Source organism: Streptomyces sp. D2-8, assembly GCF_023184515.1.
Lineage (GTDB): Bacteria > Actinomycetota > Actinomycetes > Streptomycetales > Streptomycetaceae > Streptomyces.
Genome location: NZ_JAAHBP010000004.1, coordinates 91,356 through 109,584, shown reverse-complemented (window position 1 = coordinate 109,584; position 18,229 = coordinate 91,356). Strand labels below are relative to the sequence as shown.

General features: G+C 74.3%; 22 protein-coding genes and 1 pseudogene. 12 read left to right on the top strand and 11 right to left on the bottom strand.

Going from position 1 to position 18,229, the window contains the following annotated elements; genetic code table 11:
* Nucleotide 1: 1 nt before the first annotated feature.
* Nucleotides 2–547: a pyridoxamine 5'-phosphate oxidase family protein gene (locus tag G3I77_RS11510; RefSeq protein WP_248502840.1), complete on the bottom strand. Its 546-nt coding sequence runs from the start codon at nucleotides 545–547 to the stop codon at nucleotides 2–4.
* A 229-nt stretch (nucleotides 548–776) separates the two neighbouring features.
* Between G3I77_RS11510 and G3I77_RS11505 the strand changes: the two genes are divergently transcribed.
* A complete protein-coding gene (locus G3I77_RS11505) occupies nucleotides 777–1,751 on the top strand; it encodes a nucleoside hydrolase (RefSeq protein WP_248502839.1) in 975 nt (324 codons plus the stop codon).
* Nucleotides 1,752–1,764: 13 nt separating this feature from the next.
* Nucleotides 1,765–1,893 carry a hypothetical protein gene (locus G3I77_RS40635; RefSeq protein ID WP_282572819.1) on the top strand — a complete coding sequence of 43 codons (129 nt, stop codon included), beginning with the start codon at nucleotides 1,765–1,767 and terminating at the stop codon, nucleotides 1,891–1,893.
* Nucleotides 1,894–1,968: 75 nt separating this feature from the next.
* Here the strand turns inward: G3I77_RS40635 and G3I77_RS11500 are convergent, their stop codons facing one another.
* Nucleotides 1,969–2,904 (bottom strand): LAETG motif-containing sortase-dependent surface protein, encoded by a 936-nt coding sequence (locus G3I77_RS11500; RefSeq protein ID WP_248502837.1) that lies wholly within the window; start codon nucleotides 2,902–2,904, stop codon nucleotides 1,969–1,971.
* A gap of 314 nt (nucleotides 2,905–3,218) precedes the next feature.
* Here G3I77_RS11500 and G3I77_RS11495 point away from each other — a divergent pair, with 314 nt between their 5' ends.
* Both G3I77_RS11495 and G3I77_RS11490 read left to right on the top strand, forming a co-directional pair.
* Nucleotides 3,219–4,880, top strand: coding sequence for a glycoside hydrolase family 13 protein (locus G3I77_RS11495; RefSeq protein ID WP_248502835.1), 1,662 nt, complete (start codon nucleotides 3,219–3,221; stop codon nucleotides 4,878–4,880).
* A gap of 202 nt (nucleotides 4,881–5,082) precedes the next feature.
* Entirely contained in the window at nucleotides 5,083–5,802 is a 720-nt protein-coding gene (locus tag G3I77_RS11490) for a carboxypeptidase regulatory-like domain-containing protein (RefSeq protein ID WP_248502833.1), read from the top strand.
* Here the strand turns inward: G3I77_RS11490 and G3I77_RS11485 are convergent.
* Together G3I77_RS11485 and G3I77_RS11480 are read right to left on the bottom strand one after the other, a co-directional pair.
* Nucleotides 5,796–6,281, bottom strand: coding sequence for a hypothetical protein (locus G3I77_RS11485; RefSeq protein WP_248502831.1), 486 nt, complete (start codon nucleotides 6,279–6,281; stop codon nucleotides 5,796–5,798). The two genes, G3I77_RS11490 and G3I77_RS11485, sit on opposite strands and share 7 nt — an antisense overlap.
* 42 nt (nucleotides 6,282–6,323) lie before the next feature.
* Nucleotides 6,324–6,698, bottom strand: a complete 375-nt coding sequence (locus G3I77_RS11480) for a DUF6479 family protein (RefSeq protein WP_248502829.1) — start codon at nucleotides 6,696–6,698, stop codon at nucleotides 6,324–6,326.
* 293 nt (nucleotides 6,699–6,991) lie between these two features.
* Between G3I77_RS11480 and G3I77_RS11475 the strand changes: the two genes are divergently transcribed.
* Nucleotides 6,992–7,405: a DUF5994 family protein gene (locus G3I77_RS11475; RefSeq protein WP_248502827.1), complete on the top strand. Its 414-nt coding sequence runs from the start codon at nucleotides 6,992–6,994 to the stop codon at nucleotides 7,403–7,405.
* 1 nt (nucleotide 7,406) lies between these two features.
* Here the strand turns inward: G3I77_RS11475 and G3I77_RS11470 are convergent, their stop codons facing one another.
* Entirely contained in the window at nucleotides 7,407–7,769 is a 363-nt protein-coding gene (locus G3I77_RS11470; RefSeq protein ID WP_248502825.1) for a DUF1304 domain-containing protein, read from the bottom strand.
* Between the two features lie 996 nt (nucleotides 7,770–8,765).
* Here G3I77_RS11470 and G3I77_RS11465 point away from each other — a divergent pair.
* The 5 genes from G3I77_RS11465 (at nucleotide 8,766) to G3I77_RS11445 (ending at nucleotide 12,543) form a co-directional block, all read left to right on the top strand.
* Complete coding sequence (locus G3I77_RS11465) at nucleotides 8,766–10,022, top strand: serine hydrolase (RefSeq protein ID WP_248502824.1); 1,257 nt, start codon at nucleotides 8,766–8,768, stop codon at nucleotides 10,020–10,022.
* 54 nt (nucleotides 10,023–10,076) lie between these two features.
* Complete coding sequence (locus G3I77_RS11460) at nucleotides 10,077–10,526, top strand: hypothetical protein (RefSeq protein ID WP_248502821.1); 450 nt, start codon at nucleotides 10,077–10,079, stop codon at nucleotides 10,524–10,526.
* Nucleotides 10,527–10,704: 178 nt separating this feature from the next.
* Nucleotides 10,705–11,256 carry a tellurite resistance TerB family protein gene (locus tag G3I77_RS11455; protein WP_248502819.1) on the top strand — a complete coding sequence of 184 codons (552 nt, stop codon included), beginning with the start codon at nucleotides 10,705–10,707 and terminating at the stop codon, nucleotides 11,254–11,256.
* A gap of 239 nt (nucleotides 11,257–11,495) precedes the next feature.
* Nucleotides 11,496–11,858 carry a DUF952 domain-containing protein gene (locus tag G3I77_RS11450; RefSeq protein WP_248502817.1) on the top strand — a complete coding sequence of 121 codons (363 nt, stop codon included), beginning with the start codon at nucleotides 11,496–11,498 and terminating at the stop codon, nucleotides 11,856–11,858.
* 4 nt (nucleotides 11,859–11,862) lie between these two features.
* Complete coding sequence (locus G3I77_RS11445) at nucleotides 11,863–12,543, top strand: DUF4328 domain-containing protein (protein WP_248502815.1); 681 nt, start codon at nucleotides 11,863–11,865, stop codon at nucleotides 12,541–12,543.
* A gap of 3 nt (nucleotides 12,544–12,546) precedes the next feature.
* On the opposite strand, the gene G3I77_RS11440 is transcribed toward G3I77_RS11445, so the two are convergent.
* From G3I77_RS11440 to G3I77_RS11420, 5 genes are all read right to left on the bottom strand, one after another.
* Nucleotides 12,547–13,386: a putative RNA methyltransferase gene (locus G3I77_RS11440; protein ID WP_248502814.1), complete on the bottom strand. Its 840-nt coding sequence runs from the start codon at nucleotides 13,384–13,386 to the stop codon at nucleotides 12,547–12,549.
* Nucleotides 13,387–13,628: 242 nt separating this feature from the next.
* Nucleotides 13,629–14,168, bottom strand: coding sequence for a hypothetical protein (locus tag G3I77_RS11435; protein WP_248502813.1), 540 nt, complete (start codon nucleotides 14,166–14,168; stop codon nucleotides 13,629–13,631).
* Entirely contained in the window at nucleotides 14,152–14,643 is a 492-nt protein-coding gene (locus G3I77_RS11430; protein WP_107456362.1) for an RNA polymerase sigma factor, read from the bottom strand. The genes G3I77_RS11435 and G3I77_RS11430 overlap by 17 nt, the downstream gene beginning before the upstream one ends.
* Nucleotides 14,640–15,254: a class F sortase gene (locus G3I77_RS11425; RefSeq protein WP_248502812.1), complete on the bottom strand. Its 615-nt coding sequence runs from the start codon at nucleotides 15,252–15,254 to the stop codon at nucleotides 14,640–14,642. The genes G3I77_RS11430 and G3I77_RS11425 overlap by 4 nt, the downstream gene beginning before the upstream one ends.
* Entirely contained in the window at nucleotides 15,251–15,628 is a 378-nt protein-coding gene (locus G3I77_RS11420; RefSeq protein WP_248502811.1) for a Tat pathway signal sequence domain protein, read from the bottom strand. Before G3I77_RS11420 ends, G3I77_RS11425 begins: the two co-directional genes overlap by 4 nt.
* 145 nt (nucleotides 15,629–15,773) lie before the next feature.
* Here G3I77_RS11420 and G3I77_RS11415 point away from each other — a divergent pair.
* A pseudogene (locus G3I77_RS11415) lies at nucleotides 15,774–16,199 on the top strand (AAA family ATPase); the annotation flags it as partial.
* Entirely contained in the window at nucleotides 16,196–17,542 is a 1,347-nt protein-coding gene (locus G3I77_RS11410; protein ID WP_248502810.1) for a VWA-like domain-containing protein, read from the top strand. The pseudogene G3I77_RS11415 and the gene G3I77_RS11410, both read left to right, overlap by 4 nt.
* Nucleotides 17,543–17,647: 105 nt before the next feature.
* On the opposite strand, the gene G3I77_RS11405 is transcribed toward G3I77_RS11410, so the two are convergent.
* The gene (locus tag G3I77_RS11405; RefSeq protein WP_248502809.1) at nucleotides 17,648–18,172 is read right to left on the bottom strand and encodes a hypothetical protein; all 525 of its coding nucleotides are present in this window, start codon (nucleotides 18,170–18,172) and stop codon (nucleotides 17,648–17,650) included.
* Between the last annotated feature and the right edge of the window lie 57 nt (nucleotides 18,173–18,229).

Here is an 18,229-nt window from a genome sequence, read left to right as displayed (position 1 = left end):
TTCAGAACGTCCAACGCGTGTGGCTGTAGACCCCGTTGTCCCGGCCGAAGCCGTACGCCGTGTCCGGGGCCACCGCGAACACCACCGCCTCGCCGCTGCGGAACGCGTCCCCGATGCCGTGGAAGGTGCCCTCGGGGGAGGTGATGTGCGGCCCGTACTTCGTCTCGTACGCCGTGATCACCTCCTCCAGCAGGGCATCGTCGGCGACCGGCTCGGCCGTGCCCTCGACCACGAGGTCGAACCCGTCGGTGAGGGAGTTCGCCCCGGTGGTCAGCGCGCAGTGCGCGTCGTGCGCGAGGTTCTTCGCCTTCTGCTCCCGACGGCCGGTGGAGAAGTACAGCACCCCGTCGTGCCAGGCGGCGATGCAGGGCGTCACGTGCAGTCGGCCGTCGGGCCGCACCGTGGACACCCAGAAGATCTCGGCGGCCTCCAGCCGCCCCTGCGCCTCGGCCCATTCGGTGGCGGTGACCTCCGAGGCACCCGGGCGGGGGGTGAGTGCGGAGCTGTAGCGGGCGTCGAGCTCGGTCGTCGGTCGCTGTGCGGGCATGGTGGGACTCCTTCCTCGTCTCCTCCCCCGTAACGACCGGCTGCCGGGGCCGGAATCATCGCCGCGTCCGTTCGTGTGGCCGGGGCGGCGCCGCCCGGTCCGCCGTCCAGGGCCGGAGCGCGGAGCTGGGACGCGGACGGCCGGCACGAGCCCGGAACCGGCCGCCGCCGAGGCCGTAGGGTCGCTGCCACGGAGCTTTCCCGCGGAACCACTGGAAGGAGTCCCCGCCGTGACGGACGGTCAGCGCATCCCGGTGATCATCGACTGCGACACCGGCGTCGACGACGCCCTCGCCCTGCTGTTCGCCGTACGGCACCCGGCGCTCGACGTGCGGGCGATCACCTGCGTGGCCGGGAACACGGACGTCGACGGCGTCGTCCGCAACACCCTGACCGTGCTGGAGCAGGCCGGCGCCCCCGACATCCCCGTCGCCCGGGGCGCGGAGCGGCCGCTGATCGAGGCTCCCCGCTCGGCGCGGCACGTGCACGGGCACGACGGCATGGGAGACCTCGGCCTGCCCGAGCCCACGCGCAGGCCGGCCGACGTCGACGCGGTGACGCTGCTGCGGCGTGAGATCCTCGCCTCCCCGCGCCCGGTCACCCTCATCCCCACGGCCCCCCTCACCAACATCGCGCTGCTCCTGCGCACGCATCCGGAGGTGGTCCGGTGCATCGAGCGGATCGTCTTCATGGGCGGCGCGGCGGCCGTCGGGAACGCCACGCCCGTCGCGGAGTTCAACGTCTGGCACGACCCGGAGGCGGCCGCGATCCTGCTCACCGCCGGGGTGCCGGTCACGATGTACGGGCTGGACGTGTTCACGCGGGTCGTGGTCCCCGCGGCGGAGGTGCGCAGGCTGCGCGCGAGCGGTGAGCCGGGGGCGCGGCTGGCGGGGGAGCTGCTCGCCCACCGTCCGGCCCGTCCGGACAGCCGCCCCGACGACCCTTCCGAGACGGCCGGCGGTCTGGGTGACGCGGGTGCGGTTTGCGCGGTCGCCGACCCCGAGGGACTGACCACCCACCGCCTCCCGGTCGACGTCTCCCTCGCGCCCGGACCCACGCGCGGCATGACGATCGTGGACCGCCGCCCCCGGCCCGGCGAGTCGGAACTCCACGAGGGCACACGCGAACAGCCCCTGGTCGACGTGGGGTTGGACGTGGACGTGGAGCGCTACGTGAAGCTGTACCTGGCGACAGTCGAGGCCTGATCCATCGCAGGTCGTGGTCGTACCGGCCGCCGCGACGGCTGCGGTCGCCGTGGGGGCGGCGTTCGCGATGCTGACGGTCGTCATGCGGAGTCTGCTGCGCAAGGCGACGAGCCTGCGGAGCGAGAGGGCTTCGGTGGTCTGACCGCGGGCATGAGAACGCCCGAGGTGCTGTCGCCGCCGGACGGCAGCACCTCGGGCGTCTTCGGATTCCCGCGTCCTACGCGTTGCGCTTGGCCGCGCGGCGCCGGGTCGCGACGACGAGGGCCGCGCCGCCCGCCAGCAGGGCCGCCGCGCCCATGGCGATCGGGCCGGTGCTGCTGTCGGCGCCCGTCTCGGCGAGGTCGCCGCCCCCGCCGTTCGGCTTGGGCGCGGTCGGCGTCGACTCGGAGGCGCTCGGGGTGGGCGTGTCCGTGTCGGAGGACGGCGGCGTCGAGGGCTCCGCCGGCTCGGACGGGGTCGCCGGAGGCGTCGTCTCCTCGGCCGGCTCGGACGGGCTCGCGGGCGGCGTGGAGGCGGGCGGCTCCTCCTCCGCCGGCGGCGGGGTCGTGCAGTCCTTCGTGCCGCCGTTCCAGGCCGCGATCAGCTTGTCCTTGATGACCGGGCGGTCCGGGCCCTTGGGCAGCTCGCCGTGCTCGAAGCCGTCCTTCGCGTCGAGCTCGCCGTCGAACTTCACCGCGCCCCGGTAGAGGTCGATCTGCCCGAAGCAGCCCTTGTCCGGGATGGCGATGTCGAGCGAGTCGGTGCCGCCCGGCTTGACCGTCACCGTGTCGAAGTCGACGAAGACCTGCTCGCCGGAGGTCGCGAACGTCGCGCCGTGGGCGAGGTAGGAGGCGAGGGAGGCCGTGCAGGTGGCCGCGTCACCGGCGGTGCGGACCTTGATGTGGACCTTGCCGTCGTCGGTCGGCTTCAGGTTCTGGTCGTCGACCTGGACCGAGTCGTAGAAGTTCGAGCCGTCGAGCGAGAACTGGCAGCGGTCGGTCCCGGTCTCCGTGCCCGCGCCGGTCCCGGGCTTGTAGGTGCCGCCGGACGACCAGCCGTCGCCACCGGGCGTACCGGTGGCGAAGGCGGTGGTGGCGGAGGCGGCGCAGAGGGCGAGGGCCGCGGCGCCCGTCCCCAGCAGGCGTCGTGCGGTGACACGTCTCGCTATGGACATGGGTATCCCGTTTCTTGGCGTGTGCCGGACCCGGGTGACGGCATGCGGGCAGCGCGCGGCGCACGGCTGCCGGGCCGCACCGGGGGGTGAGTGGTCTGAGAAGCACTGGGCTCATTGGTCACATGCGCCTCAGTGGCACCCATCGTGGCGGCGCCGCAGCACGCTGTCAACCTGCGGTAATGCAAAGGAAGTTACGCTGTCATCACACTTCCATCACAGCAGGAATGGATCACTCCGATCGACGCGTTAGTTCCTTTTTCCGGCATTCTGGACAGATCAATGCTGTCGCCCGTATGCCCTGCGAAGGAGACCGCGTGACCGATCGCTCCACCCTCGACCTGTCGTCCCGGGACCCCGACTGGTGGCGCCAGGCCGTCGTCTACCAGATCTACCCCCGCAGCTTCGCCGACGCCGACGGCGACGGACTCGGTGACCTGCGCGGCATCACCCGCCGCCTCGGTCACCTCGCCGCCCTGGGCGTGGACGCCCTGTGGCTGAGCCCCTTCTACCCGTCCGAGCTCGCCGACGGCGGCTACGACGTCGCCGACCCCAGGGACGTCGACCCGCGCCTGGGCAGCCTCGACGACTTCGACGCCCTGGTCGCCGAGGCCCACCGCCTCGGCCTGAAGGTCATCGTCGACATCGTGCCCAACCACTCCTCGCACCAGCACGTGTGGTTCCAGGAGGCCCTGCACGCCGGCCCCCATTCGGCGGCCCGCGACCGCTACGTCTTCCGGGACGGCCGCGGCGAGCACGGCGAACTCCCGCCCACCGACTGGCAGTCCGTCTTCGGCGGCAGCGCGTGGAAGCGGGTGCCCGACGGCCAGTGGTACCTGCATCTGTTCGCCCCCGAGCAGCCCGACCTCAACTGGGACAACCAGGAGGTCCGCGCCGACTACCGCACCACCCTGCGCTTCTGGTCCGACCGCGGGGTCGACGGCTTCCGCGTCGACGTCGCCCACGCCCTCGCCAAGGACCTGAGCGAACCCCTGCGTGACCTCGGCGCCCCCGAGCTGAGCGGCGAGGAGGCACTCACCGCGATGCCGCCCGGCGCGCACCCCTTCTACGACCGCGACGACGTGCACGAGATCTACCGCGACTGGCGCAAGATCCTCGACGCCTACCGCCCGCCCCGCATGGCCGTCGCCGAGGCGTGGGTGCCCGGCGCCCGGCGTGCGCTGTACGCCCGCCCGGACGAGCTGGGCCAGGCCTTCAACTTCGAGTATCTCCAGGCGGGCTGGGACGCGGAGGAGCTGAGGCAGGTCATCACCGACTCGCTCGCCACCGCCCGGGCGGCGGGCGCCTCGGCCACCTGGGTGCTGTCCAACCACGACGTCGTACGGCACGCCTCCCGCCTGACGCTGCCGCCCGGCACCGACCTCAACGCCTGGCTGCTCGCGGGCGGCCACGCCCCGGCCGTCGACGAGGCGGCCGGGCTGCGCCGGGCCCGGGCGGCCACGCTGCTGATGCTGGCGCTGCCCGGCTCGGCGTACGTCTACCAGGGGGAGGAACTCGGCCTGCCCGAGGTCGCCGACCTGCCCACCGAGGTGCTCCAGGACCCGATCTGGGAGCAGACGGGCCACGTCCGCAAGGGCCGCGACGGCTGCCGCGTGCCGCTGCCGTGGACGACGAGCGGACCGTCGTACGGCTTCGGGCCCGGCGGCGCCTGGCTGCCGCAGCCGCCCGGCTTCGCCGCCTACGCCGTCGAGGCCCAGGACGGGGCCGAGGGCTCCACCCTGGAGCTGTACCGCACGGCCCTGCGGCTGCGCCGCAAACTCCTCGAAGGCGAGGAGCTGACCTGGGCGGCGGACGCCCCGGACGGCGTGCTCCGGTTCGACCGCTGCGAGGGCTGGCGCTGCGTCACGAACCTGTCCGGCGCGCCGGTCGACCTGCCGGCCGGCGAGGTCCTCCTGACCAGCGCACCCCTGGAGGACGGCCGCCTCGGCCCGGACACCACGGTGTGGCTCGGGCGCTGAGTGCTCCGCGGGCAGCGCCGTGGCAGGCCGCCGTCCTCGGTCCGCGGCGCCGTGGTGGCCGGTCGCGCAGTTCCCCGCGTCCCTTCGGGGCGCGGGGCCACTCGCGTGGCCCGGGAGCGCGTGCCCGGTGAAGGGATGCCCGGGACGATCGTCGGCGGAGTGTCTTCTACAGGCCGTGGCCGGACAGGGAGCCCCTCCCGCGATGAACAGGTACAGCAGGACAGCAGCCGTGGCGGCGGGAGTGCTCGCGTTCCCCGGCGCGCCCGCGGCGGCCCGGGACGGCGGGCTGTGGGGGGCCGCGACCATCGCACCCGGCCGGGAGGGCATCGTCGAGGCCGCGGGCGTCCAGGACGCCGCCGAGGGCGCGACGCTGACGCTGACCGCGCCCCGGGACACGCGGGTGACCGGCACACCGCTCGACCTGTCCGGCTACCGCGGCTCGGTCGCCGCCGACGGACGCGGCGCGACGTACACCGTCACCGGCGGCGCGGCCGGGCGGGACCGGGTGTTCCCCTTCGTGCCGGCCGTACCCGCGCACGCCGTTCCGGGCACCAGGCTGCGGGGCTGCTCCCTGTGGGTCACCGACGCCCGGGGCGTGCCGCGGGCCGTCGGCCGGTGTGCCGTGACCGTGGGCCTGGCCGGGCCGACCCTGACCCGTCCGCTGTCCGGCGTACCGCTGGCCGCCCGGCCGGAGATCTCCGGCACCGCCCACCCGGGCGCCCAGGTCACCGTCCGTGACAAGGACGACCGGGAGGTCTGCGCGACCACCACCGCCCCCGACGGCACCTGGACCTGCACCCCTGGCCCCGGCCTCCCGGCGGGCGCCAACCGGCTCCAGGCGGTCGCCACCCTGAACGGGGTGAGCGCGATGAGCGAGCAGATCGACATCTCGGTGACGGAGGAGGCCGGCTCCGGTCAGTAGCGCAGCGCCCGGGCCACCTCGGCCCGGATGTCCGCGGGCAGGTCGTGGGTGCTGCGGGCGGTGGCCGTGGCGTACTCGCCGGCCGGCACGTCGCGCACGATGACGACGGCCGTGTCGAGCAGTTCGCCGCCGGGGTCGGTGAAGTCGACCTGCACCGCGAAGGACCGGGTCGCGTCGTCGGTGTTGCCCACGGTGACCTCGACCCGGGCCCGGTCGTCGGAGCCGACGCCGGGCGTGCCGAGCCGCACGTCGTCCTTCACGTCGATGCCGTCCTTGATGTCGCCGAGCCGGCGACCGGCCTCGGCCGTCGCCGACTCCACCGCCTCGGAGGCCTGTGAGGCGAGCGACCCGACCGCGGACTCCGCCCTGCGGGTGGTGTCCGCCGGTCCGCCGTCGCCGCAGCCCGCGAGCACGACGGCCGCGGGGAACACCACGGCTGCCGCCCCCGACGCCCAGCGCGTCCGGTGGCGGGCAGCCATGTCGTCTCCTTGGTCCTACGGCGGTCCTACGGCCTCACGGCCTCACGTGCGTCCGAGTCCGCCGCCGCCGAAGGATCCGCTGGATCCGGGCGACCAACGGCGCTGTTTCTGGTCCTTCCCGGTCCTGGTGCTCGAGTGGTGGAGCTCATGCGGCATGAGCCGCTGCCCCTCGCGCGTCACGACCGGCATGTCGTCGGGCTCCCGCATCTCCCGCATCTCGCGGACCGGCCCGGTGTCCGGGACGTGCGGCTGCTCCTCCGGTGAGGGGTGATGGGTGTCCTTGTCCATGACCCGCATCCCGACCCGTACGGCCCAGACGAGCGCACCGGCCACGATCAGCCCGCAGACGAAGGCGATGGCCACGGCGACCGCGTGATCTGACGACGCCGCCAGTTCTGCATACGTTGCCGTATTCATGCCCCAAGTATCACCGACGGAATGCGATAAAGCGCCCGGAATGCCCCACCGGCCATGCCGGGCAACCCACCACAGAGCCGCTACCGCCTGTGAGCGAGGGCGGGCGGTGCGGACGGCCCCGGCTCCCGTACCGCCCCGCGGGGTACGGTGGAGGAACCGAGGGTATGTCGCACACCGGTGGCCGAACCGGTCTCGCCCCGGGCGCTCCATGCACGCGCAGGACCTCTCCCTCCACCGGGCTCGCGGCTTCGCCACCTCCTGGCCACGCACCCCACCGCAGCAGGAGCCCCACGATGACGTCCGCTTCTTCGCCCCCGCCGTCCGTCCCCGCGCCGTCCGAGGCCCGGCTGCGGATCGCGGACCAGCCGCGCCAGGGCCGCACGGCCCGCCGTATCGACGGGGCTTGGTGGCCCCGCTCGTACGACCTCGCCGCCGAACTGCCCGGGCTGCTCGGCGGACTGCCGGGTGCCTGGGGCCCGATCAGCAGCGTCCTGGTCAACGGGGACACCTGGCCGGACTGCCCCGAGCGGATGGTCGTCGCGGGCCAGGCGGTGCACGTGGGCCGCACGGACTCGCCGACCGCCCCGCACACCGTCTGCCTGCTCACCCCCGGCCGCGGCCGCTGGGACCTGCTGGTGGTGCCGCCCGCCACCGAGGAGGCGGAGGCCATCCGGCTCATGGAACGGGCCGTCACACAGGGCGTCTGACTCAGCGCGCGAGCAGCACCAGGGCCAGGGCGGCCAGCGCCGGGACGGTCTGGACGAAGAGGATCTTCCGGCTGGCGGTCGCGGCGCCGTAGAGGCCCGCGATCGCGACGCACACCAGGAAGAACACCGAGACCTGGAAGCCCACCGGGTCGGACGCCAGGGCGCCCCACAGCAGACCGGCGGCGAGGAAGCCGTTGTAGAGGCCCTGGTTGGCCGCCAGGGCCTTCGTCTGGGCGGCGAACTCGGCGCTGGTGCCGAAGGCGGCCCGGGCCCTCGGCGTGGTCCACAGGAACATCTCCAGCACCAGGATGTAGGCGTGGAGGGCGGCGAGGGCCAGCACCGCGAGCGTGGCGACGGTCGACATGCGCTCATCATCACAGGTCCGCCCGGCCCGTCCTCGTTCGGGCCTCCCCGGGAGGCGCCGCGGGGCGCCGGGTGGCAGATTGCGCCCAGAGGAAGGCCGGGCCCGGCCGACGCGTCCCCGCGTGTGCCGCTCGGGAGCCGGACCCGGCCTTCCCGCATGCCGCACCCGGTGACAGGGCTGGAGGCCCGTCCCGTACTCGCACCTCCGCCGGTGCGGCGCCGCTCGCCCTCGCGGATCCGCAGGCGTCCATCGATCACGTGACGCTGCCCGCGCCCGATGCCGGGTGGTCGGTGATCCCTCCACTGCCCGGTTGTCTGCTTGCGGCTCACGTGCCCGGAGGCCGACTGACTGCCGCCGGGGTGGTGCCCCGGCTTCGTTCCGCCCGGTGCCGGGTCGCCGGCGACCGTTCCGTTGCCCGGGTCGCCTGCTCGTGGCCTGGTGCCCGTAGAACGCGTTGTCCGCCCAACCTCTTGGAGGCGGCGCCGCCGCCGTGGTCGCCGGTGGTGACTGCCGCCGGGGTGGTGGCCCGGCTTCGGCCGGCCCGTTGCCGCCGGCGGCCGGCCGCTGTCCGGCTGCTCGCCGCTCTCGTGTCGCCGCTCCCCCGCCCGCGCGCCCGAGGGTCGCGCCGCCGCTGTGGCCGCGCGCCGGTGGCTGCCGTTGGCATGGCGACCCCGGCTTCCTGCCCGGTGCGGGGCCGCCCACGACCGGCCGTTGCCGGGTTGTCTGCCCGCGGTCCGGGTGCCCACATGCCGCGTCGTCCGCCCACGTGCCGCAGACCGCGCCACCGTCGCGGTGGGCCCTCTCACCTGCCCGGGGGGTCCTGGCCCTCCCGTTCAGCCGCGGCCGCACCCCGGCGGCTGCACCCCCGCGGCCGGTTTTCGATCATCCCTCGGAAGGATGTAAGGACCGTTCCTCGCCCAAGACGATGATCCCGACCTGTTCGAACACACGTAGTCGAAAACCGACGTACTCGAACACCAAGGAAGGGACAAGCAGTTGCGCATCGCCCGGCTCCTGGGAACCGTCCTGGGCACCACCTTGCTGACGACCACCGCCTTACTCACCACCCCCGCGCACGCCGGCATCGCCGCCGCCCGGGACGACGTGTCCCTGGACGGACCCGCCCTCCGCGACTCGCTGGACGCCGTCCACGAGGCGGGCATGTACGGCGTCTTCTCGTCCGTCCGGGACGGCGGCGAGCGGTGGACCGGCGCCTCGGGGCTGGCCGACGTGGCCACCGGACGGCCCGTCACGCCGGACATGCGGCAGCGGGTTGGCAGCATCAGCAAGACCTTCACCGCCGTGGGCATCCTGCAGCAGGTGGAACGCGGCCGGATCCGGCTCGACGCGCCCGTCGGCGACTACCTCCCGGACCTGATACCCGGGGAGCGCGGCCGGGAGATCACCGTCCGCATGCTCCTGAACCACACCAGCGGCATCGGCGACTACATCGCGGGCGCCTTCCCCTCCCTCACCCGGAACTCACCGGCCAGCCTGGAAGAGGAACGCTTCCGCTCCATACGCCCCGCGGAACTGGTCCGGACGGGCCTCGCGGCCCCCGCCACCGGACGCCCCGGCTCGGTGCCGGGCTCGTACTCCAACACCAACTACGTCATCGCCGGGCTGCTGCTGGAGAAGGTCACCGGCCAGAAGGCCGGCCCCTACCTCACCCGCCACGTCATCGACCGGGCCGGACTGCGCCACACGTACCTCCCGCGCACCCCGCACATCAAGGGTCCGCACCCGCGGATGTACGAGTCGTGGTTCGGCCTGCTCGACCCGCCCCGCGACTTCAGCGTCTACGACATGTCGTGGGCCTCCACCGCGGGCTCGGTCGTCTCCACCACCGACGACCTGAACCGCTTCTACCGCGCCCTGCTCGGCGGGAAGCTGGTCAACAAGGCGTCCCTCGACGAGATGACGCGCACGGTCCCCGTCTCCGGCGTGGACTACGGCCTCGGCATCTACTCCCTCGAACTGCGCGGCTGCGGCCGCTTCTGGGGCCACGACGGGGCGGTCTTCGGCGCCGGCACGATCGCGCTGTCCAGCCGTGACGGCAAGCACCAGGTCGCCGTCGCGCAGAACCTGATGAAGTACCAGGAACTCGACGAGAACGGCCGCCCGAAGCAGCACCCGATCGACACCGCCATCGCGGCGCATGTCGTCCGCGCGCTCTGCGCGGATGCCCCGGCGTCCGGAATCAACCATTCTCGGTTGACCAAGAGTCTCAGGTTTGATCAGCTGTCCCACTAGTCGTGTTCGATTCTGATCGAGCAGTTCAGGGCTCCCGGGGGGAGCTTGTGACAAGTGGGGGAGATCCTTGATGCATCACGGTTCCGCCGTGCCGCGCCGCGCCAGGTTCCGGCGCTGACCGCCGGTGAGGGCACGGGCACGTACACCGTGGCCGCGTCGGTCGGTGACGCCATGACCCGGTTCGCGGTCGAGGTCGTCCCCGGTGAGGACGGCTCCGAGGAGCCCGGCCCCGGTGACGCGTCAGGCTCCCCGTCCCCGATCCCCACGACCGACCCGGGCCCCACGACCGACCCGAGCCCTTCCGCCGAGCCGAGCCCGTCCGCCGACGACGGCACCTCGACCACGGGCGGCACGTCCACCGACCTCGACGGCGGCAGCCTCGCCTCCACCGGCGCGGGCGGCATGGGCCTCCTCCTCGCGGCGGCAGCGGGACTGGCCGCGGTGGGCTTCGCGGCGTTCCGCTTCGCGCCGCGCCTGAAGCCGCGCTCACGCGACGACGCCTGACCTTCCGTCACGGTCTCGTCCGGGCTTCCGTCACGGAGACCGCCCGCACCCGCCATTCGGGTGCGGGCGGTCTCCGTTTCGCCTTTGCGGAACCTTTGCCTGCGGGGCGGGCGTTGGGTGGGTGTGCGCGCGTGAGCGGGTGCGCCGGCTGATACCGACTAGTACCGAGGTGACCTCAATGGCAGTGTGGGACCGGCTCAAGGACCAGGCCAAGGCTTTCCAGCAGGGACAGGGCGGGCGGGGCACGACGACCGGTGGGCACAGCGGCGGGACGAGGTCCGGCGGTGGCGGCAAGGCCCAGCTGGTCGGTCTGCTGAAGACGCAGCTCGGGTCGTTGAAGAACGAGTTGAAGAGCGGCGCGTACCGGGACGCGAGCATGGCGATGTGCGCGCTGGTCGCTGCGGCCGACGGGAATGTGGACCCGGCCGAGCGCCAGCAGGTCGAGTCGATGATCCTCAGCAACGACGTCCTGCAGAACTTCCCGCCGGAGCAGTTGCGCACGCGTTTCAACAAGCATGTGGACCAGCTGACCGCCAACTTCCAGCACGGCAAGTCGGAGGCCATGCAGGAGATCGCCAAGGCCGCCAAGAAGCCCACCGAGGCCAAGGCAGTGATCCAGACCGGCATGGTCATCGCCGGTGCGGACGGTCACTTCTCCCAGGCCGAGGCGACGGTCCTGCGCGAGGCCTGTGCGGCGCTGGGGGTGAATCCCGCCGAGTTCCAGCTCTGATCGGCGAGAGCCGGCCGCTCAGGGAGCGCGCAGGGCGTCCACGGCCAGGCGGGCCGCCGTGCCGATGACGGCGTCGGCGGCGGGCAGCAGCGCGGCGGTGCGGGCACCTTCCACCAGCCCTCGCTCACCTCAGGCAACGAGCACAAGACCCGCACCACGCCGCTACCGCGGGGCGTCGTCACCGAGCCGTCCGCCGCCCTGAAACTCCCGGGGCTCCCGTCGGCGTCTATAACGGGGCCATGATCTATCACGTCGTACCGCTCACCGTCTGGACCACCGCCACCGACCGGGCGTACGCACCCGCGTCCCTCGCCGGGGAGGGCTTCGTGCACTGCTCCCCGGACGAGGCGACCACGCTGGCCGTCGTCAACGCCTTCTACCGGGACGCGCCCCGGCCCCTGCTGGTGCTCGCCCTCGACGAGGCGCGCCTCTCCGCCAGGGTGGAGTGGGAGGCGGCGGCCCCCGCCCCGCCGCCCGGCGTCTCCGGGGACACCCTGTTCCCGCACGTGTTCGGCCCCCTCGACCGGGACGCCGTCGACCACGTCCTCGAGGTGCGGTTCGACGAGGGGGGCCGGGCCTCGGAACTGCGTACGACAGGATGACCGTGTGACCGAACAGAAGACCACCCCTTCCGCCCCAGCCCCCGCCCCGCGCCCCGTCGGAGGAGCGGCCCGCTGCGCCGTCGCGGCCCTCGCCCTCGCCGGAGTCGCCTGGCTGGCCCGGGCGGTCTGGCACCTCCGGCTCGCCGCCGCGGGAGAGCCGGCGTCCGGCCCGCCCGACCAGGGCGGCGGCGTGCACCGTCCGCTCAACGCCCTGGAGGACTCCTACCACTTGGTCGACTCCTTGGGCAGCGCCGTCACGGTGCTCTGCGCGATCGCGTTCCTGTTCTGGCTGGACCGGGTGCGGGACAACGCAAAGGCCCTGTCGGGCCTGGAACCGCGCTACGGCTACCCCTGGCTCTGGCTGGGCTGGGTCGTGCCCGTCGTGAACCTGTGGATACCCCGGGGCGTCGTCGCGGACGTCCACCGCTCGGTCTTCCCCGAGCGGCGGCTGCCCGCGGTCGTGAACTGGTGGTGGGGCCTGTGGCTGGCCGGTCTGGTCGGCGGCGTGGGGCTCATCTACGCCGACGACACGGACGAGGTCATCGCCCGTGCCTACAGCGGTGTCCTGCCCCTGCTCGCCGCCGACCTGGTGATCGTGGCCGCGGCCGGGGCCGCCGCCCTCATGGTCCACACGCTCACGACGGACCAGCAGCGGCGCATGGCCGAGCCCGGCCGGGCCGCCTAGGAGTCAGCGAGGCCGGTACACCGACGCGACGAACGAGGCGGTCACCCGCACCGGTGTCACCAACTCCGCGACCCGGCGGCGCAGTTCCGAGGCATCGACGTGATGCGCGGCCGGACTCATGGCCACCAGGGCGGCGACCTCCCCGGCCGTGAGGCGCATGGCGTACTCCAGCGGCTCGGTTCGCTCGTGCCGGAAGTGCGCCGTCAGAGTCCGGTGCAGGCGGTCCTCCTTGGCGGGGTCGACGGCCAGCAGCCCCACGGACGCCCGCAGTTCGCGCAGATGCCGGGCGGTGGGGATGACGACGAGCAGCGCGCCGTCCGGGCGGAGGACGCGGTGGAACTCGGGTCCGTTGCGAGGTGCGAAGACGTTGAGCACGAGGTCGGCGCAGCCGGTGCGCACGGGCCACGGCTGCCACACGTCCCAGCCCGCGGCCTCCGCCCGGGCATGCGCGCGGGCCGCCGCGCGCAGGGCGGGCACGGAACTGTCCAGCCCCAGCCCCAGGGCCCGGGGGAGGGCGTCCAGGACCGCCGCGAGGTAGTGGCCGGTGCCGGCCCCGGCGTCCAGGACGGTGGCGTCGGGCGGGGCCAGTTCCCTGGCGAGGTCCGCGAGGGTGCGGGCGAGCGGGTCGTAGTGCCCGGCGCCGAGGAACGCGGCGCGGCAGCGGACCATGTCGGGGGAATCCGCGCTCGGGGCCCGCCGGTGGCCGGTCAGCAGGCTGACGTAGCCGTGGCGGGCGATGTCGAAGGTGTGCCGGCCTGCGCACCGCAGGGCGCCGCCGGTGTGTTCGAGGGCGGCCGGGCACAGGGGGCAGGTCAGGACGGACAGGAGTCGCTCGGAAGGCATGGGTGCTCCTCGGAACGCGGAGCGCCGCGGCGAGGCGGCACGTCGCGTGCGGGCGGCGGACGGCGAGAGGTCGGCGCCCGCCGGCCGGCTGCCGTGAACCGGCGTCCGGGGGCGGGTACGCCGAGGACGGCGACGTGAGCGACTCACGTCGCCGTCCTCACCGCGGCGTCAGAGGAAGCAGTGGGGCAGGGCGGTGCATGCCAGTGCCATACGGCCAGGCTACCGGGCCCCGCCGGAGCCGGTCAGCGGCTGCCGTCCGTCGCCCTCAGCTCCGTGCTCGGGCGGGCCGCCGACGGGACGGGCCGCGGCGAGGTGGGTGTGGCCGACGGGGCGCGGGACACGGCCGTCGGGCCGGTCGCCTCGTCGGAGGCGCGGGTGCCGGGGCCGGACGTGCGCGGGCCGTCGGTGCCCGGGCGGGGTGTGCCCGGGGGTGATACGCGGGGCTGGGACGGGGACCGGGACGGCGCCGGGGTGGGGGACTCCGAGGGCGTGGGCGGTGCCGTCCGCGAGGTGGGCGGGGCCATCGGGATCGTCGGAGTCGTGGGGCGCTCGGGCGCCGTGTGGCGCAGGGGGAGCGCGATGAGGACGGCCGCGACACAGCACAGGCCCGCCCCGGCCGCGGTGCGCAGCAGACGGCGGCGGGTCGCCCGGCGCCGGATCGTCTCGTACTGGCCGGGGGGCGCGCCCAGATAGTCCGGGGAGGAGGGGCGCAGGATCACGGCGAGCGGGTCGTCGGGGGCGAACTCGGCGTCGCCCGGGTCGCCGTCAAGGCGTGTGGTCAAGGCTTCTCCTCAGGTGGACGCGGAGCAGTTCCCGGGCCGCGTGCAGGTCGGCCTTGACGGTTCCTTCCTTGCGCCCGGTCAGTGCGGACACCTCCCGGATCGGCATGTCAGCGTAGTAGTGGAGGAGGATCGGGACGCGGAGTCGTTCCGGCAGCGACTGCACGAGCAGCCGCACCGACGGGTCGGCCTGTTCGGGGTGGGGGCGTACGGCGGCTTCCGAGGTGACGCGGTGCAGGGCACGCCGCTCGCGCTCCAGCTTGCGCCAGTGGTCCCGGACCAGGTTGGCGGCGGTGACGTAGAGGAACCCGCGCGGCTCCTCCACGGACGTCCAGCGGGCCCAGAGCCGGGTGAACGCCTCCGAGGCGATCTCGTGGGCCGTCCCGTCGTCGTCGACGAGCCGGCGGCACCAGCCGGCGAGGCGCGGGTAGAGGGCGGCGAACAGCTCGGAGGCCGCTTTCTCGCGGGACCGTTTCAACGCTCTCCAGGGGTGGGGGAGTCGGTGCCGCTCAGCGCCGCGAACACGATCACGTTGTCCGCGTAGCCGTCGCCGGTCCGCGCTCCGCCGCACGTGATCAGCCGCAGCTCCGGGCGGTCCACGTTCCCGTAGACGTCGTCCGCCGGGAAGTCGGTTTTCGGGACGGTCCGTACGGCCGTGACGGCGAACTCCGCCGCCGTGCCGTTCTCCAGGCGCGCGACGATCGTCTCGCCCCGGTGCAGCCGGGCGAGATGGCGGAAGACGCCGTCGCCGTACGGGGCGACCGTGACATGGCCGAGGATCACCGACGGGCCTCTCGCGCCGGGCGTCGGCGAGTGCCGGTACCAGCCCGCCCGGTCGTGGGCCGTGACCGGCGGCACCCGCACCGTGCCGTCGGCCGCCAGACCCAGCCGGATGACCGGGGTGTCGACGCCGATCGCCGGGATCAGCAGCCGGACCGGGACCGAACGGCCGAGGGGGCGCGCCCCTTTGACCGGACCCGGCCGGGACGGAGTCTCCGCCCGTGGTGCGGTGGTTGCGTGGCCCCCGCACGCCGTCAGCAGGGACGCGAGCGCCCCGGCCGTGAACGCGCGCCTGGAGAACGAGCTCATGCCCCGGTGGCCCGGCGGCGGCGTACGACGAGGACCGTGCCGCCGCCCAGGGCGAGCACCGCGGCGGCGCCCGCGCCGATCGCCGTGCCGCCCGTCCCGGAGGCCGCGGACGCCGCCACACCGGTGTCGGGCGCGCCGCTCGGCACGACGGAGACCTGGTCCTCGGCCGGCGCCCGGGTCGGCTCCGCGCTGGGCGCCGGGCGGGTCGGCTCGGGCGCCCTGGTCGGTTCGGCACTCTCCTCCGGCCGGGGGGTGGGCGCGTCGGACGCCGGGACCGGACTCGGGGTCGCCGCCCCGTCGGCGAACGCGGGCCCCGCGCCCATCAGTACGGCGATGCCCGTGAGGGCCAGGGCGCTGAGGACAGTTCGGCGCATGGAAATCGCACTCCTTCGTCGGTCCGCCCGACGGTCGGCGGGCTGGGTGACAGATCGTGCGGAGAGACGAGGCGGAGCCGGGACAGGTTGTAAAGAGATGGCAAAGTCATCGGAGGGGGGCGGACACCGTCCGGCCCGTCGGCGCCGGAGGCCCCTCTCCCTGCTGGTCCGGGGCACCGTCGGGGACGGGCCCGGTCTCGAACTGCTGGCGAGCCTGGACCGGATGGACCTGCCGGACCCCGAGACACTGCTGGCCGACCCGGCCGGTGCGGTGCTGCCCGAGCGGGGGGATCTGCGCCAGGCCGCGCTGGACGGTGTCGTGGTCGCGGTCCGCAACCGCCCGGAGCGGTCCCGCTGGGACGCGGCCTGGGCGCTGCTGGTCAAGGCCCTGGAGACCGGCCCCCCGGACGTGGTGGTCGTCCCCGCGACCACACTGGCCTCCCTGCGCCGCGACGACTGGGACGTCCCGGCGTCGATCGAGCGCCTGGCGGGAGTGGTGGCCCTGTCCAGGCGGGCGGACCGGACCACGACCGCGGTCGCGGCAGCGACAGCGGCGAAGGCGGGCCGATGACGACGGCCGGCCGGGGTCGCGGCCTGGGCGAGGGCGGGCCGACGACCCCAGGCGGTGGCGGTCGCGAGGTCGGCGAGGGCGGGCCTGCGGAGACGGGCGAGACGGGCGCACCCGAGCCCGTCCCCGGGTCCCTCGACCGGGACAAGCTCTTCACGGCCCGCCTGCACGCCGCCCGCGTCCGCCCCTACCTCGCGACGGCCCTCTTCGCCCTGCACGTCGTCGAGTCGCGGCGCGTGCCGACGATGGGCGTCGACCGGTACTGGCGGTGCTACGTGTCGCCGGGGTTCGTGGACCGCACGCCCGTCGAGGAGTTGGCGGGCGTGTGGGTGCACGAGGTGTCACACCTGCTGCGCGACCACCACCGGCGCAGCGACCGGGTCGCGAGGGAGCGCGGCCTGAACGGCCCGGGGGAGCGGCTGCGGATGAACATCGCCGCCGACTTCGAGATCAACGACGACGTCTACGGCGACGGCCTGACCCGCCCGGAGGGAGTCGTTCAGCCGGGTGATCTCGGCCTGTCCGAGAACGAGTTGATGGAGGAGTACCTGCGGCAGTTCAGCCTGGGCCCGCGGTCGCAGGACCTGGCCTGGCTGGACTGCGGCAGCGGCGCCGACGGCCTGGACCGGGAGTGGGAACTGGGCCCGGACGGCGCGCACGGCCTGAGCGAGCAGGAGCGGGACGCGGTCCGCTTCCGGGTGGCGCAGGGCATCACCGGCCGCCCCGGCAACGCCCCGCAGGGCTGGCGGCGCTGGGCCGAAGAGGCCTTCCACCCGCCCCAGCCGTGGCGGGAGCTGCTGGGCGCGGCGGTCCGCTCGGCGGCGTCCGGCCCCGGCGCGGGCGAGGACTACACCTACGGCCGGCCCGCCCGGCGTTCCACCGCACTGCCCGGCACGGTCCTGCCGAGCCTGCGCCGCCGCCCGCCCCGCGTGTCCGTCGTCATCGACACCTCCGGCTCGGTCAGCGACGCCGAACTGGGCAGCGCGCTCCTGGAGGTCGCCGCGATCGCCCGGGCCGTGGGCGGGCGCCGCGACCTGGTCACCGTGGTGCCCTGCGACGCCTCGGCCGGGACCGCCCGCCGACTGTGCAGCGCGGAGGGCATCCCGCTCACGGGCGGCGGCGGCACGGACCTCCGCGCCGGCTTCACCCGCGCCCTGCGCAGCCGTCCGTCCCCCGACGTCATCGTCGCCCTCACCGACGGCCAGACCCCCTGGCCGGGCACCCGGCCCCCGTGCCGCACGGTGGTGGGCCTGTTCCCCCGCGGCCACCAGAACTACGACGAGTCCAGCCCCGAGTACGTCCCGGACTCACCCCCGGAGTGGGCCCGGGTGGTGGACATCGGCTGAACGGGCCGTCAGCTCGGCTTCGGGCGCGCGCCCGGCGTGGCGTCGGCGGCGGTGTGGGACGTCCAGGGCCGGGCAGGGGCGAGCGGGTGCGCTCCTCGGGCGGTGTCAGTCGATGCGGGCGCACAGGTCGTCGGTCGTCCCGTGGACGAGGTGCACGGTCTTGTATCCGCCGGCGCCGATCTCCATCGTGTAGACGCCGTCGACGATGTACAGGCCGCGCGGCAGACTGCCCTGGCCCGCCCCCACGCCGACCAGCACCGGTCCGCGCACCGCCCAGAACTGGGAGCCGTCAGGCCGGTACTCGACGACGGCCGAGCCGCTCACGTCGGCGTCGAAGGAGGCGCGGGTCTCGGTGTTCGTGACGCGTACGACGAGATCGCCCCGGTAGGCCACCCGCCGCACGGAACCGTCGGGGTGGGTGCTCAGCACCCGCCGCACCACCTCGTCGACGACGGGCTCGCCGTGGACGGGGAAGTCGCACCGCACCCCGGCGCCGACGTCCCACGGCGCGGAGGGCGCGGGCTCCCAGCCGGGCGCGGACTCCCCGTCGGGCGAGGTCGCGGCGGACGCGGGCTGTGTGCCGAGGAGCACGGCCACAAGTGCCAGTGGGGCGAGGGCGGTTCGGCGCATGATTCTCCCTGGGCAGAGGGGCGGAAGGAAGCTGCGCCGAAGTCTCGCCCCTGTCCC

Bases quoted from the DNA above. Each gene is read 5' to 3' on its own strand.
- G3I77_RS11475 (WP_248502827.1), top strand. From the start codon at position 6,992: ATGACGTCCGCTTCTTCGCCCCCGCCGTCCGTCCCCGCGCCGTCCGAG.
- G3I77_RS11410 (WP_248502810.1), top strand. From the start codon at position 16,196: ATGACGACGGCCGGCCGGGGTCGCGGCCTGGGCGAGGGCGGGCCGACG.
- G3I77_RS11425 (WP_248502812.1), bottom strand. From the start codon at position 15,254: ATGAGCTCGTTCTCCAGGCGCGCGTTCACGGCCGGGGCGCTCGCGTCC.
- G3I77_RS11470 (WP_248502825.1), bottom strand. From the start codon at position 7,769: ATGTCGACCGTCGCCACGCTCGCGGTGCTGGCCCTCGCCGCCCTCCAC.
- G3I77_RS11485 (WP_248502831.1), bottom strand. From the start codon at position 6,281: ATGGCTGCCCGCCACCGGACGCGCTGGGCGTCGGGGGCGGCAGCCGTG.
- G3I77_RS11405 (WP_248502809.1), bottom strand. From the start codon at position 18,172: ATGCGCCGAACCGCCCTCGCCCCACTGGCACTTGTGGCCGTGCTCCTC.
- G3I77_RS11500 (WP_248502837.1), bottom strand. From the start codon at position 2,904: ATGTCCATAGCGAGACGTGTCACCGCACGACGCCTGCTGGGGACGGGC.
- G3I77_RS11510 (WP_248502840.1), bottom strand. From the start codon at position 547: ATGCCCGCACAGCGACCGACGACCGAGCTCGACGCCCGCTACAGCTCC.
- G3I77_RS11490 (WP_248502833.1), top strand. From the start codon at position 5,083: ATGAACAGGTACAGCAGGACAGCAGCCGTGGCGGCGGGAGTGCTCGCG.
- G3I77_RS11450 (WP_248502817.1), top strand. From the start codon at position 11,496: ATGATCTATCACGTCGTACCGCTCACCGTCTGGACCACCGCCACCGAC.
- G3I77_RS11420 (WP_248502811.1), bottom strand. From the start codon at position 15,628: ATGCGCCGAACTGTCCTCAGCGCCCTGGCCCTCACGGGCATCGCCGTA.
- G3I77_RS11440 (WP_248502814.1), bottom strand. From the start codon at position 13,386: ATGCCTTCCGAGCGACTCCTGTCCGTCCTGACCTGCCCCCTGTGCCCG.
- G3I77_RS11480 (WP_248502829.1), bottom strand. From the start codon at position 6,698: ATGAATACGGCAACGTATGCAGAACTGGCGGCGTCGTCAGATCACGCG.
- G3I77_RS11455 (WP_248502819.1), top strand. From the start codon at position 10,705: ATGGCAGTGTGGGACCGGCTCAAGGACCAGGCCAAGGCTTTCCAGCAG.